This window comes from Mesorhizobium amorphae, assembly GCF_014843845.1.
Classification (GTDB): Bacteria; Pseudomonadota; Alphaproteobacteria; order Rhizobiales; family Rhizobiaceae; genus Mesorhizobium; species Mesorhizobium amorphae_A.
Genome location: NZ_JHQS01000051.1, coordinates 126,491 through 140,149 on the forward strand (window position 1 = coordinate 126,491; position 13,659 = coordinate 140,149).

Genomic DNA, 13,659 nt, shown 5'->3' on the forward strand with positions numbered 1-13,659 from the left:
ATCCTGATTCACTTCATTGGTCCAACTCACTGAAATGACGAGAAAACCATGAAATCGCATGCAAAGGTCGTGGTCATTGGCGGTGGCGTCGTCGGATGTTCCGTGCTGTTCCACCTCGCCCGCCATGGCTGGACTGATGTCGTGCTTCTCGAGCGCGACGAGTTGACCTCGGGCTCGACCTGGCACGCTGCCGGCGGCATGCACACGATCAATGGCGACCCCAACGTCGCCAAGCTGCAGAAATACACGATCTCTCTCTACAAGGAGATCGAGGAACTGTCGGGACAGGCGACCGGCGTGCACCTGACCGGTGGCGTGCTGCTGGCGGCCACCGAGGCGCGGCTCGACTGGCTGCGCGGCGTCGTCGCCAAGGGCCGCTACCTCGGCATCGACCTCGAGGAGATCTCGGCGAAAGAGGCGGCCGAACTGATGCCGCTACTCGACCCCAGCCAGTTCGTCGGCGCGGTGCGCAACAAGGAAGACGGCCATCTCGATCCGTCTGGCGTCACCCATGCCTATGCAAAGGCAGCGAGGAAGCTTGGGGCGGAAGTGGAACGCTTCACCAAGGTCGAGGACATCGTGCGCCGCCCCGATGGGCTGTGGCGCGTTCTCACCAACAAGGGCGAGGTGGTGGCCGAGCATGTCGTCAATGCCGGCGGTCTGTGGGCGCGCGAGGTTGGCCGCATGGTCGGGCTGGAATTGCCGGTGCTGGCGATGGAGCACATGTATCTGATCACCGAGGACATGCCGGAGGTCGCCGCCTGGAACCAGAAAACCGGAACCGAGATCATCCACGCGGTCGATTTCGACGGCGAGCTGTATCTGCGCCAGGAGCGCGGCGGCATGCTGATGGGGACCTACGAAAAGGCCAACAAGCCATGGTCCGAATTCCAGACGCCGTGGAATTTCGGCCATGAATTGCTGGAGCCGGACATCGACCGCATCGCACCGTCGCTGGAGGTCGGCTTCCGGCATTTCCCGGCCTTCCAGAACACCGGCATCAAGCAGATCATCAACGGGCCCTTCACCTTTGCGCCTGACGGCAATCCGTTGGTCGGTCCTGTGCGCGGTCTGCCGGGTTTTTGGGTCGCCTGCGGCGTCATGGCGGGATTCTCGCAGGGCGGCGGCGTTGGCCTGGCGCTATCCAACTGGATGATCGAGGGCGATCCGGGTGCCGACATCTGGGCGATGGACGTTTCGCGCTATGGTGACTGGGCGACGATGGCCTACACCAATGCCAAGGTGCGCGAGAACTATTCTCGCCGCTTCTCGATCCGCTTCCCCAATGAGGAATTGCCCGCCGGGCGGCTACTGAAGACGACGCCGGTCTACGACCTTTTGTCAGCCAAGGGGGCGCAGTGGGGTGTCTCCTATGGGCTGGAGGTGCCGCTCTGGTATGCGCCTGAGGGCGTCAAGGATGAATTCTCGTGGCGGCGTTCGAGCGATTTTTCCCACGTCGCTCGCGAGGTCGCGTCGGTTCGTGGCAGCGTCGGCCTGGCGGAGATTTCGAACTTTGCCAAATACAAGGTCACGGGCGAGGGGGCAGCTAGCTGGCTCGACCGCCTGCTTGCCTGCAAGCTGCCGAAACCTGGCCGCATGACGCTGGCGCCGATGCTGAAAGAGGATGGCAGGCTGATCGGCGATTTCACGCTGGCCAATCTCGGCGACGGCGAATGGTTCATCGCCGGCTCCGGCATCGCCGAGCAATACCATATGCGTTGGTTCGAGGCGCATCTGCCTGTGGACGGCTCTGTCCGGATAGAAGCGCTGGGGCCGAAGCTCACCGGTCTGGCCATCGCCGGGCCCAAGGCGCGGGAGCTGCTGGCAAAGGTGACGCGGGCGGATGTCTCCAATACCGCTTTTCCGTTCATGGCGATTGCCAGGATGGACATCGGCATGGCGCCGTGCCTGGTGGGCCGTGTCAGCTATACCGGCGATCTCGGCTACGAGATGTGGGTAGCGCCGGAATATCAGCGCGCCGCGTTCCAGGCGCTGATGGCGGCCGGCGAGGAATTCGGCATCGGCCTGTTCGGCTCGCGTGCGCTCAATTCGCTCAGGCTGGAGAAGAATTACGGCTCGTTGGCGCGCGAATACCGGCCGATCTACGGACCGCTGGAGGCCGGGCTCGATCGCTTCGTCGCCTACGGCAAGGAGGCCGATTTCATCGGCAAGCAAGCGGCGCTTGCCGAGCGCAAGCAAGGCGGCAGGCTGCGTTTGCGAACCTTCATCGTCGAAGCCGACGATGCCGATGTCATCGGCGACGAGCCGATCTGGTTCGACGGCGCCGTGCGCGGCTGGGTCACCTCGGGCGGCTACGCGCATCATTCGAAAAAGTCCGTCGCCATCGGCTATGTGCCGAAGGAGATTGCCGATGAGAGCGACGGTTTCGAGATCGAATTGCTGGGCAGGCGCCATGCCGCACGCATGCAACCTGTGCCGCTGTTCGATGCGAATTTCGAAAGGATGCGCGCCTGACGGCACGCATCCTCTTGCGCGTCAGGCGCTGCGGCGGTTGTCCAGCGCGAAGGCGCCGGCGCCGGCAAACACCAGATAGAGGAAGATGAAGCAGAACGAGATGGCCGCATCACCGCCGTTGTTGACCGGGAAGAAGTCGCGCGGATAATGCGCCATGAAATAGGCGATCGCCATCTCGCCGCAGAGCAGGAACGCCACCGGCCGGGTTAAAAGCCCAAGCGCCAGCAGGATGCCGCCGACGAATTCAAGGATGGCTGCGGTCAGTGTTAGCCCGGTCAAGGTGCCCGCATGCTCGCCGACGGGAAAGTTGAACAGTTTCTGCGAGCCGTGCTCGATGAACTGCAGCGCGGTCATGATGCGCAGCACGCCCAGCGCCTGCGGCTGAAATCTGGCGAGACCTTCAAAAAGCTTCATCGAAAACTCCATTTTTCCAACCGTTCGGCCCGGCCATAGATTATCGCCCGGCAATGGACCATTCACTTCCCACGGCCTGCCATCAACAATCGGTGATTGGAAATGTTCGCCAATCTGACCCGTTCGTGTTGTTCTCTCTATGGTTGCATTGTTATCGCAATGGTTGTATTGGTGTGTGGATATTCCAAACCATGCGGGGTTCCCTTTGCCATGAAAAAAGTCGCCATCTGCCTATTCGCCATCCTTGCAGGCACCAGCGTCGCCATGGCCGACGACGCCGGCTGTGCTGCCTTCAAATGGCCGGTGACACGCGAGCAGGCGCTGTTTCCGGCAGCGCCCGCCGCGCAGCCCGGCGCTGCCCTGACAGTCGGGCAAGCGGCGGATTTCATGCTCACAGCGGTCGACACGATCAGTTTTGCCGTGCCGCCGGAACGTGCGCCGGCCGCCGGCACATTCGGCGCGACGGCAAACGTGGCCGTGCCGCCTGAGGGAGAGCTCCAGGTCAGTCTGTCTGATGAGGCCTGGATCGATGTCGTTCAGGACGGCCAGGCGATGAAGTCCGTGGCTTTCAGCGGCGTGAAGACCTGTCCCGGCATCCGCAAGAGCGTGCGTTTCAAGTTGCCCGCTGGCGCGGCCACGATCCAGATCAGTGGCGCCAAGCAACAGAGCATCAAGGTCGCGGTGCTGGCGCCGGAATGATTTCCTGACGCCGCTCTCATCGCACCTGCGGCGCGATGAGAGTCCTTCCGTGTCGACGCCTATCGGGCCGGATCAGCGCACCGGCGCCATCAGCGCGAAATGTGCGCCTTGCGGATCCTGGCACTGCACGATCCAGCTGCCGCCGGGCACTTCCATCGGACCCATCAGGATCTTGCCGCCATTGTCGGTGACCCGCTTGGCCGCCGCATCGATGGCAGGCACGTTGAAATAGAACTGCCAGACCGGCACCGGGATCTGCTGCGGCTTGTTCATCATGCCGCCGCCGGATTCGGGGCCGGCCCCAAAAGTCTGGTAGGTGCCCATCGGCCCCATATCCATCGAATCGCCCTTGGTCCAACCGAACTGACCGGAATAGAAATCGAAGGCGGCCTTCCAGTCTGACGTATAGAGCTCGTGCCAGCCTATGTGGCCGGGCGTGCTGGCTGGCACCGGCGGCTGGTCGGGACCGTTGGGTTGCAGGAGCATGAAGGTGGCACCCTGCGGGTCGGCAACGACGGCAAAGCGGCCGACGCCCGGAATGTCGTCGGGCGCGCGGTGGACCGCGCCGCCGGCGTCCTTCAGCGATTGCGTCGCGGCGTCGACATCTTTGGTGTGGATATAACCGAGCCAGGCCGGCGGCATGCCCATCTTGGCGGCATCCTCCGGCAAGGTCATCAGCCCGCTGACGCCGCGCTCGCCGACATTCATGACGATGTAGGGCGGCATACCGGGCGCCATGTCGAAAGGTTGCGCGGTCCAGCCTACGACTGCGGTGTAGAAGGCCTCAGCGGCGTCGAGGTCGGTGGTCATCAACTCGTACCAGAAGAAGGGCATGGGGGATTTGGGCATTGTCGGTCTCCTCATCGTTTCATGCATCGATCGCGGTCGATCCATCCTAGGACGATCCTCGCGACAGAAATCCGACATCTGGGCCAGAAATCGAGGACGGCAAGGGCGCCGTCGTTCCAGTCTTGCCTCGGCTGCGGTTTTCGCCTTTCCTTGCTACCAGTGAGGGGTTGTCGATCCATGCGCCAGATGTCGCTTACGTCGGAGCTTGTCGCGCTGTGCCACCGGGAGGAGGCCGATCCCGGCCCTGATGGCAGTTGGACGCAACTGAACGATGACGATTTCCGGACTCTGGCCTTGCGTCTGTCTGATGAAGCCGACGAGGGGCCGTTATGGGTGTTCGCCTATGGCTCGCTGATCTGGAAGCCAGCCTTCGAGTCCGTCGAGCGGCAACGTGCCACCGCCTATGGCTGGCATCGGTCCTTCTGCCTCGACATGGTCCGCTGGCGCGGCAGCGTGGCGCAGCCGGGCCTGATGATGGCGCTCGAACGGGGTGGGCGATGCGATGGCGTGATCTACCGTCTGCCGGAAGGCGAAAAGCCGGCCCAGATCGAAAGGCTGTTGCGGCGCGAGATCGACGATCACGAGAGCATCGGCTCGGTGCGATGGGTTCCGGTGCGCACGGCACAAGGGATGTTGAGGGCGCTGGGCTTCTGGGTCGGGGTGACCGGCAGGGGCACTTCGCTCAACCAGCCGCTGGAGAAAGTGGCAGGGGTGCTGGCGCGCGCCTGCGGGCATGTCGGCTCAGGCGCGGAGTACCTCTACAACACCGTCAGCCACCTCGAAGAATTCGGCATTCGCGACCGCAATCTGTGGCGGCTGCAGCGGCTGGTCGCGGACGAGATCAGGTCGATCCATGGCCACGTTGAGACCAGTGCTCAGTCCGTGTCGGCAGTTCCTATAACATGACTATAATTATCATGTTTTTCGAAAGATTTCAGCGGGTTGGCCGAAAATTGACCAATTGATAAAAAAATAAAACGTGCTAGCCTTCCCCAAACGAAAACAAGGGGAACCGGAATGGCGACTGGTCATTTCAAGGAAGGCATTGCCGGCGGCCGGCTGTCATCCGAGCAATATGCCGACAATTTTTCCGATCTGCACCCGCCGCTCGATCATCACGAGGCGCTGGTCGAATCCGATCGCTGTTACTTCTGCTACGATGCGCCGTGCATGAATGCATGCCCGACCTCGATCGACATTCCGCTGTTCATCCGCCAGATATCGACCGGCAATCCGATCGGTTCGGCCAAGACGATTTTCGACCAGAACATTCTGGGCGGCATGTGCGCTCGCGTCTGCCCGACCGAGACGCTGTGCGAGGAAGTCTGCGTGCGCGAGGTGGCGGAAGGCAAGCCCGTGCAGATCGGCCGCCTGCAGCGCTATGCCACCGATGTCGCGATGAGCGAGAACAAGCAATTCTATCCGCGCCCGGAGCCGACCGGAAGGAGCGTCGCTGTGGTGGGTGCCGGACCGGCGGGACTGGCAGCCGCACACCGGCTTGCTCGCCATGGCCACGACGTGACCATCCTGGAGGCGCGGCCGAAGGCCGGTGGCCTCAATGAATATGGCATCGCCGCCTACAAGAGCGTCGACAATTTCGCCCAGGCCGAGGTCGATTATGTGACCTCGATCGGCGGCATCGAAATCCAGAACGGCAAGGCGCTCGGCCGCGACTATCAGCTGTCGGACCTGATCCGCAATTACGACGCCGTGTTCCTCGGGATGGGGCTTGGCGGCGTCAACGCGCTGCGTGCCGATGGCGAGGACGCCGACGGCGTCACCAATGCGGTCGAGTTCATCGCCGAACTTCGCCAGGCCAGCGACCTTTCCGGCCTGCCGGTCGGCCGGCGCGTCGTCGTCATCGGCGGCGGCATGACGGCGATCGATGCCGCGGTGCAGTCGAAGCTGCTCGGCGCCGAGGAGGTGACGATCTGCTACCGGCGTGGCCAGGAGCATATGAATGCTTCAGGTTTCGAACAGGATCTGGCCGCGGCCAACGGCGTCACCATCCGCCACTGGCTGCAGCCGAAGCGCGTCATTGCCGAGGGCGGCAAGGTGTCGGGCATCGAGCTCGAATACACGGCAATGAACGGCGACAAGCTCGCCGGCACCGGCGAGATGCTGATGCTCGTTGCAGACCAGGTGTTCAAGGCAATCGGCCAGAGTTTTGTCCCGGCCGCGCTCAACGGCAGCGGGGCATCGATCGAACTCGAAGCCGGCCGCATAAAGGTCGATGCGGAAGGCCGCACCTCGCTGGCGAAGGTCTGGGCCGGCGGCGACTGCATCTTCGGCGGTGACGACCTCACCGTCTCGGCCGTGGCGCAAGGCCGCGACGCGGCGGAAAGCATCAACCGGGCACTGACCTCGAACGGGAGGGCATGAGCATGGCAGACATCCGTAACAATTTCGTCGGCATCAAATCGCCAAATCCCTTCTGGCTGGCTTCGGCGCCGCCGACCGACAAGGCCTACAATGTCATCCGCGCCTTCAAGGCGGGCTGGGGTGGCGTTGTCTGGAAGACGCTCGGCGAAGAGGGGCCGCCGGTGGTCAATGTCAACGGGCCGCGCTACGGCGCGATCTGGGGTGCGGACCGCCGTCTGCTTGGCCTCAATAACATCGAGCTGATCACCGACCGCGACCTGCAGGTCAATCTGCGCGAGATCAAGCAGGTCAAGAAGGACTGGCCCGACCGCGCCATCGTCGTCTCGCTGATGGTGCCGTGCGTCGAGGATGCCTGGAAGGCGATCCTGCCGGTGGTCGAGGAGACGGAGGCCGACGGCATCGAGCTCAATTTCGGCTGTCCGCACGGCATGTCGGAGCGCGGCATGGGTGCGGCCGTCGGGCAGGTGCCGGAATACATCGAGATGGTGGTGCGCTGGTGCAAGCAGAACACCCGCATGCCGGTCATCACCAAGCTGACGCCCAACATCACCGATGTGCGCAAGCCGGCGCGCGCTGCGCTGTCCGGCGGCACCGACGCGGTGTCGCTGATCAACACCATCAATTCGATCACCGGCGTCGACCTCGACAGCTTCGCGCCGCAGCCGACCATCGACGGCAAGGGTTCGCATGGCGGCTATTGCGGTCCGGCGGTGAAGCCGATCGCCATGAACATGGTGGCCGAGATCGCGCGCGATCCGGAAACGCGCGGCTTGCCGATCTCCGGCATTGGCGGCATCACCACCTGGCGCGACGCGGCCGAATTCATGGCGCTCGGCGCCGGCAATGTGCAGGTATGCACGGCGGCGATGACCTATGGCTTCAAGATCGTGCAGGAAATGGTTGCCGGCCTCGAAAACTGGATGGACGAGAAGGGTCACGCCTCGCTCGACGACATCGTCGGCAGGGCCACGCCCAATGTCACCGACTGGCAGTATCTCAACCTCAACTATGTCGCCAAGGCGCATATCGACCAGGACGCCTGCATCAAGTGCGGTCGCTGCCACATCGCCTGCGAGGACACCTCGCACCAGGCGATCACCAGCATGGTCGACGGCAAGCGGCACTTCGAGGTGATCGAGGCCGAATGCGTCGGCTGCAATCTCTGCGTCAATGTCTGTCCCGTGGAAAACTGCATCACCATGGAGCCGCTGGCGGCTGGTGCGATGGACCAGCGCACCGGCAAGCCGGTGTCGCCGGTCTATGCCAACTGGACGACGCATCCGAACAATCCGATGGCCAAGGTGGCGGCGGAGTAGGGTTGCCTCAACGTCATAGGGCGAGGGCAATGAGGCAGCGGCGCTTGCGGGCGCCGCTGCTTTTTTCGACGGCTATTGCGGATAAGAATTATCCATGATAAAAGATATCCATGAATAGGAAATCGGCACGATGAAGCTGGGTGAGGGCGTTGAGGCGGCGATACACTGCGCCGCGATGCTCGCCGGCGTGGATGGCGCGGCGACCATGCCGGGCGCCGCGATGGCGGAGGCCTTCGGCCTGTCGCCGAGCTATCTTCTGAAGCATCTCAACATGCTGACGGCGGAGGGCATTCTTGAATCGGTGCCTGGACCGGCCGGCGGCTACCGGCTGGCGCGGCCGGCGGAACGGATCACGCTGCTCGACATCGTACTGGCAGTGGAAGGTCGCGAGCCGGCCTTCCGCTGCGGCGAGATCCGCCAGCGCGGCCCGGTCAGGCTCGATGCCTCCGCCTATGTGAAACCGTGCGGCATCAATGCGGCGATGCTCAAGGCCGAGCGCGCCTATCGCGCCGCGCTCGCCGAGGCCCGACTCTCCGATATCGTCGCTGCCTATCAGAGCGATGCCGATCCGCGATCGTTTGCCGCGAACTGTGCTTTCGTCGAGCGCCACCAGCGGCCGCAGAAAGTTCAACCAAGCAAGAGTGAAAGGTAAGAGGATGAAACAGAGGCTGCAATTCTTCGCCAAGGCGCCGGAGATCATGAAGGCGGTGTCGGTGCTCAACAAGGCGGTCGACGAATGCGGGCTCGAGGTAAGCCTGCTGCACCTGATCAAGCTCAGGGCATCGCAGATCAATGGCTGCTCCTACTGCGTCGAGATGCACAGCCGCGAGGCGCGCCGGGATGGCGAGACCGAGCAGCGGCTCTATCTGGTCTCCGCCTGGAAGGAATCGCCGCTGTTTTCCGGGCGCGAACGCGCCGCCTTCGCCTGGACCGAAGCGGTGACCAAGATCGCCGAAAACGGTGTCTCGGATGAGCTCTATGCACGGACGCTCGAGCATTTTTCTGAAGAGGAACTGGTCAAGCTGTCTGTCGCGATCGGCATGATCAATACCTGGAACCGGCTTTGCGTGCCGTTCCATGCCGTTCATCCGATGCCAGCAGCGAAGGCCGCCTGAGCCAAGCCGGCGCGCGGGCCGCAAGGCCCGCTTGCCTTTTCGTTTGAGGATCAGCACCATGCTCGCAAGTTTTCAGAATGAGATTCTGGTTGCCGCCCGCCTGCTGCTTGGCGGCGCCTTCATTTTTGCCGGCCTGCGCAACATCGTGAACGCGACCTTCCTGACCCAACTGATAACAGACCGCGGCGTACCGCAGGCGGGGCTGGCGCTGTGGGTCGGCATCGCCCTGCAGGTCGTTGCCGGCGGACTGGTCGTGGTGGGCATCTGGACCGCACCTGCTGCCGCAGGCCTGATCCTGTTCCTGGTTGTCGCCACGATCATGTTCGACAATTTCTGGGATCATCAGGGACCCGAGCGAGCGGCTCGCATCAACGGCTTTGTCGCCAATGTCGCTCTGACCGGCGGCTTCCTGTCGTTGATGGCGCAGCCGCTTTGACGAGTTGGCGGCGCTGCCGGATCAATCGCCGACCGCATTAATCGCTTCGTCGCGAATGGCTGGTAGGATTGGCGCAGTTTCGCTGTTGGAGCCTTTATGGAGCAAAGCTGGAACAGCTTCTGGGGGAGCGTTGCGCAGGCCTTCCACCACGCGCTGTCGCCGTTTCGGGCGCTCGCCGAGGTGTTCGGCTATGCTCCGAGCGACATGCAGATCTGGTGCTTCCTGTGCGGCGTATTTGTCCTCGTGCTCGTCGTCCCCCACACCTATGGCGATCTGGTGCTGCGCCGCCGCCGTGCCTATGCGACCGGCAAGGTGGTGAAGATCGACATGTCGGACGACGCGCCCAACACCCCGACCATAGAATTCACCGATCGCCAGGGGCACATCTGGCGCTTCGACTCGAACCTGCCGGTTAGTGACGCGACCGGTTCGGTCGGGGCGGTGGTCGAGGTGATGTATGATCCCCAGCGTCCGAGCCGTGCGCGCGAAGCCGGGCGGCCGGTCATGAAGGCGGCTCACACGGCGCTCTGGTATACGATCGTGGCAGGCCTGATGGCGCTAGCCTTCTGGCCAGGCCTTACAGCCAACTGAGCCCCGCTCTCAGGAAAGCATCCTCGCCCTGCCGCTCACGCGGCATATCGCAACCCGCCGTCGCAGGTCAGCACCTGGCCGGTGACGAAGCCGTTGGAGACGAGGAAGGCGATCGCGCCGGCAACGTCTTCGGCGCGGCCGATGCGTCCGACCGGCGTTTTCCCGGCATACTCGGTGAACACCGCCTGCCGCTGCTCGTCAGGCAGGAAATGCCACCAGGGCGTATCGATGACGCCCGGCGCCACGACGTTGACGCGCAGCGGCTTGAGCTCCACGGCCAGGATCGGCACCACCGTCAACAGCATGCCGTTGACGGCGGCGATGCCGGCGACGCCCGGCGCCGACAATTGTGCCGAGACCGCCGAGATGAACGTGACCGAGCCGTTCTTGTTCAGGGTCGGCAAGGCCGCCTGCAGGCATGAGAGTTGCGGCCGGACTTTCTCGTCGACGCCGCCGCCGATGTCGGCAAGGTCGAGCGTTTCGAACGGACCAATTCCCTTGCCGCCGCTGGCGGCCAGGACAAGATGATCGAAGGGACCGGTACGATCGAAGAATTGGCGAACCTCGTCGGGCTTGGTGGCATCGAAGGCAGCCTTGTCGACGGCGCCGCCAAGGCTTTGCCAGGCGCTGTTGAGCCTTTCCTGGTTGCGCCCCGTGATGGTCACCCTCATGTTCGGGCCAAGCAGCTTCTGCGCCGTGGCGAGACCGATGCCGGAAGAGCCGCCGATGATCACGACATGTTCATTCTTCTCGCTCATGACTGCTTTTCCTTCGAAGTGGTGGAAGCGAGGCCGACGAGGTCGAGGCTCAGTTCCCGCAATTGCTGTCTTGCCTTCACGTCATAGGCTTGCGCATCGGCGCGGGATTCCCGCATGCCATCGAAATAGAGGCCGCTTCTGCCTTTGAGATCAGGCGATGTCGCGAGGTTGAGGATGGCTTCAGCGCCGGTTTCGACCGAGCTCCACGGTGTGACGCCCGCCTGCCGGACCATGGTCGTGTTCATGTAGCTCGCCGGATGCAGGGCGTTGACGGTGACGCCTGGGCCTTTCAGCTGCTCGGCCAGATCGACGGTGAACAGGATCTGCGCCAGCTTGCTCTGGCAGTAGGCGCGCACGCCGTCATAGGCGCGGGTCAGCATGACATCGCCGAAGTCGATTGCCTGCTGGCCGGCCGAGGCGACGTTGATGATGCGCGAAGGCGCGCTCGCTTTAAGCAGCGGCAGAAGCTCTGTGGTCAGCAGGAAGCCGGCGAGGTAGTTGACGGCAAAGCGCAATTCGCAGCCATCGGCGCTGACCTGTCGTTTCGCGCCGGCGGTGCCGATGCCGGCATTGTTGATGAGGATGTCGAGCCGGTCGGTCCTGGCGCGCACCGCTTCAGCGAGGCGGCGGACCTCAGCCAGCGAGGCGAGGTCGGCGGCAAGAAACTCGGCCTTGCCGCCGGCGGCTTCGATTTCGGCGACCAACGTCTTGCCGCGCGCCGCATCGCGGCCATGCACCAGAACGCGGGCGCGTTCAGCGCCCAGCCTTTCCGCGACGACGCGGCCGACACCGTCGGTCGATCCGGTGATGAGAACGGTCTTGTCTTTCAGTTCCATGCCTGGAGCCTCCACGTTTGCTCTGAACGCAAGATGGGGCACCGGGCGCGGCGCAAACAGTTCAAACTTTATCCTGGTATCGATACTGCTATAATGGGCTTATGGATGCTCCCGCACAGTCTCCCGAAGACAGTCGCCGGCGCGAGCTAGGGGCCTTTCTGCGTTCGCGCCGCGAAAGGCTGTCGCCGTCGGCCACCGGCATCGCTGCTGGCCAGAGGCGGCGCACGCCTGGCCTGCGCCGCGAGGAGGTGGCTATGATCGCCGGCGTCGGTACGACCTGGTACACCTGGCTGGAGCAGGGCAGGGACGTGCGTCCTTCCGTGGAGGTGCTGACCGCGCTGTGCGAGGCGCTGCGGCTCGATGCCGCCGAGAAGCGGCATTTGTTCACGCTTGCCGGCCGCCAGCAGCCTGAGCGTCGTGCCGTGACGCCGGAAAAAGTGGACGGCCTCTTGCTGCACATGCTGCAGAGCCTCGTCCTGCAGCCAGCCTATGTCGTGGGGCGACGCTGGGACGTGCTGGCCTGGAATCCGGCGGCCGTCGCCGTTTTCGGTGACTATGACCTGCTGGACGGTGATGCCCGCAACATCGTCCACATGGTGTTCACCAACCCGCACCATCGCCGCCTGCTTGTCGACTGGGAGCAACTGGCGCGCTCGGTGCTTGCCTCGTTCCGAGCCGAGAGTGCGAAATATGTCGGCGATCCGGATTTCGAACGGCTGATCGAGTTGATGACACGCTCAAGTCCGGAATTCCGGGCGTGGTGGCCGCAGCGCGATGTGGCGCGGAAATTATCGGGGGTGAAGCATGTCCGGCACTCGATCGCCGGCGCGATGGCCTTCGAGCATATGAGCCTTTCGATCGATGACGGCTCGGACATGAGGCTGATCGTCTACACGCCGCTCGCCGAGCAGAACTCGATCGCCAAGCTGCAGCAACTGCTGGAGGCGCTGCCGGCCGAGCGGCGCAGCGCCTGATTTCCGCCCGAGGCTAGCCTTTCGGCTTCAGCCCTTCGATGAACAGCTGCTCCAGGAACCTGGCGGCGTCCTCGAAGCGGCCGTCGCCGCCGCGGTCGGGGCCGAGCACGGCGCGGACCTGGACATCGAAATCGGCATAGTGCTGCGTCGTCGCCCAGATCGAGAAGATGAGGTGCCAGGGATCGGTGCGGACAATCTTGCCGGCGCGCATCCAGCCCTTGATGATGGCCGCCTTTTCGTCGACCAGCGTCTTCAGCTCGCCTTCCAGCAGCGGCATGATGCGCGGCGCGCCTTGCAGGATCTCGTTGGCGAACAGACGGCTCTCGCGCGGGAAGTCGCGCGCCATTTCGAGCTTGCGCCGGATGTAGCTGCGCAGTTCGGTCAGGGGATCGCCGATATCGTCGAGTTCGCGCAGCGGCGCCAGCCAGGTCGCGAGCAGCCGCTCCATCAGCGTTTCGTGAATGTCCTCCTTGCGGCGGAAATAGTAGAGCAGGTTCGGCTTCGACATGCCGGCGGCTTCGGCGATCTGGTCGATGGTGGAGCCGCGAAAACCGTTGGTGGAGAAGACTTCGAGCGCCGCTTCCAGGATCAGCTCGCGCTTTTCCTGCTGGATGCGGGTGCGGCGGGGAGCTGAGCCTTCCATCGTCTCCGTCATCCTTGTCGGCCGCGGCTGCGCGGGACATCTGGACCAATTCTCTGGACCAGTTTTTCCCAGGCCTGTGGAGCGCGCTTCCGATACCGCATTTCCGCTAGTAATCCCTTGACCGCCGACAGGGCGGTGCTAACGTTTGTCCAATCGGTCAAAAATTTGCGT

Annotated in this window: 15 protein-coding genes; 10 read left to right on the forward strand and 5 right to left on the reverse strand. The window is 63.5% G+C overall.

Features of this window, described 5'->3' with window-relative positions; all coding sequences use genetic code 11:
• Window positions 1-48: 48 nt before the first annotated feature.
• On the forward strand, window positions 49-2,475 hold the full coding sequence (locus tag DH08_RS18990; RefSeq protein WP_192180786.1) for a GcvT family protein: 2,427 nt from the start codon (window positions 49-51) through the stop codon (window positions 2,473-2,475).
• 21 nt (window positions 2,476-2,496) lie between these two features.
• Here the strand turns inward: DH08_RS18990 and DH08_RS18995 are convergent, their stop codons facing one another.
• Window positions 2,497-2,889 (reverse strand): DoxX family protein, encoded by a 393-nt coding sequence (locus tag DH08_RS18995; RefSeq protein ID WP_192180787.1) that lies wholly within the window; start codon window positions 2,887-2,889, stop codon window positions 2,497-2,499.
• 210 nt (window positions 2,890-3,099) lie between these two features.
• Here DH08_RS18995 and DH08_RS19000 point away from each other — a divergent pair, with 210 nt between their 5' ends.
• The gene (locus tag DH08_RS19000) at window positions 3,100-3,588 is read left to right on the forward strand and encodes a hypothetical protein (RefSeq protein ID WP_192181039.1); all 489 of its coding nucleotides are present in this window, start codon (window positions 3,100-3,102) and stop codon (window positions 3,586-3,588) included.
• A gap of 72 nt (window positions 3,589-3,660) precedes the next feature.
• On the opposite strand, the gene DH08_RS19005 is transcribed toward DH08_RS19000, so the two are convergent.
• Window positions 3,661-4,437 carry a VOC family protein gene (locus tag DH08_RS19005; RefSeq protein WP_192180788.1) on the reverse strand — a complete coding sequence of 259 codons (777 nt, stop codon included), beginning with the start codon at window positions 4,435-4,437 and terminating at the stop codon, window positions 3,661-3,663.
• Between the two features lie 177 nt (window positions 4,438-4,614).
• On the opposite strand from DH08_RS19005, the gene DH08_RS19010 reads away from it, so the two are divergent.
• From DH08_RS19010 to DH08_RS19040, 7 genes are all read left to right on the forward strand, one after another.
• Window positions 4,615-5,343, forward strand: a complete 729-nt coding sequence (locus DH08_RS19010; RefSeq protein WP_192180789.1) for a gamma-glutamylcyclotransferase — start codon at window positions 4,615-4,617, stop codon at window positions 5,341-5,343.
• Window positions 5,344-5,454: 111 nt separating this feature from the next.
• Window positions 5,455-6,819 (forward strand): NAD(P)-dependent oxidoreductase, encoded by a 1,365-nt coding sequence (locus DH08_RS19015; protein ID WP_192180790.1) that lies wholly within the window; start codon window positions 5,455-5,457, stop codon window positions 6,817-6,819.
• Window positions 6,820-6,821: 2 nt separating this feature from the next.
• Entirely contained in the window at window positions 6,822-8,135 is a 1,314-nt protein-coding gene (gene preA, locus DH08_RS19020) for an NAD-dependent dihydropyrimidine dehydrogenase subunit PreA (protein WP_192180791.1), read from the forward strand.
• A gap of 130 nt (window positions 8,136-8,265) precedes the next feature.
• Complete coding sequence (locus DH08_RS19025) at window positions 8,266-8,787, forward strand: RrF2 family transcriptional regulator (protein WP_192180792.1); 522 nt, start codon at window positions 8,266-8,268, stop codon at window positions 8,785-8,787.
• 4 nt (window positions 8,788-8,791) lie between these two features.
• Entirely contained in the window at window positions 8,792-9,250 is a 459-nt protein-coding gene (locus tag DH08_RS19030; protein ID WP_192180793.1) for a carboxymuconolactone decarboxylase family protein, read from the forward strand.
• A gap of 58 nt (window positions 9,251-9,308) precedes the next feature.
• Window positions 9,309-9,686: a DoxX family protein gene (locus DH08_RS19035; RefSeq protein WP_192180794.1), complete on the forward strand. Its 378-nt coding sequence runs from the start codon at window positions 9,309-9,311 to the stop codon at window positions 9,684-9,686.
• A 96-nt stretch (window positions 9,687-9,782) separates the two neighbouring features.
• Window positions 9,783-10,277 carry a DUF3592 domain-containing protein gene (locus tag DH08_RS19040; RefSeq protein ID WP_192180795.1) on the forward strand — a complete coding sequence of 165 codons (495 nt, stop codon included), beginning with the start codon at window positions 9,783-9,785 and terminating at the stop codon, window positions 10,275-10,277.
• Between the two features lie 35 nt (window positions 10,278-10,312).
• Here DH08_RS19040 and DH08_RS19045 read toward each other — a convergent pair whose 3' ends face one another.
• Together DH08_RS19045 and DH08_RS19050 are read right to left on the reverse strand one after the other, a co-directional pair.
• Complete coding sequence (locus DH08_RS19045) at window positions 10,313-11,035, reverse strand: SDR family oxidoreductase (protein WP_192180796.1); 723 nt, start codon at window positions 11,033-11,035, stop codon at window positions 10,313-10,315.
• On the reverse strand, window positions 11,032-11,871 hold the full coding sequence (locus DH08_RS19050; protein WP_192180797.1) for an SDR family NAD(P)-dependent oxidoreductase: 840 nt from the start codon (window positions 11,869-11,871) through the stop codon (window positions 11,032-11,034). Before DH08_RS19050 ends, DH08_RS19045 begins: the two co-directional genes overlap by 4 nt.
• Window positions 11,872-11,972: 101 nt before the next feature.
• Between DH08_RS19050 and DH08_RS19055 the strand changes: the two genes are divergently transcribed.
• A complete protein-coding gene (locus DH08_RS19055) occupies window positions 11,973-12,845 on the forward strand; it encodes a helix-turn-helix transcriptional regulator (RefSeq protein ID WP_192180798.1) in 873 nt (290 codons plus the stop codon).
• Window positions 12,846-12,858: 13 nt separating this feature from the next.
• On the opposite strand, the gene DH08_RS19060 is transcribed toward DH08_RS19055, so the two are convergent.
• Window positions 12,859-13,488, reverse strand: coding sequence for a TetR family transcriptional regulator C-terminal domain-containing protein (locus tag DH08_RS19060; protein ID WP_192180799.1), 630 nt, complete (start codon window positions 13,486-13,488; stop codon window positions 12,859-12,861).
• Between the last annotated feature and the right edge of the window lie 171 nt (window positions 13,489-13,659).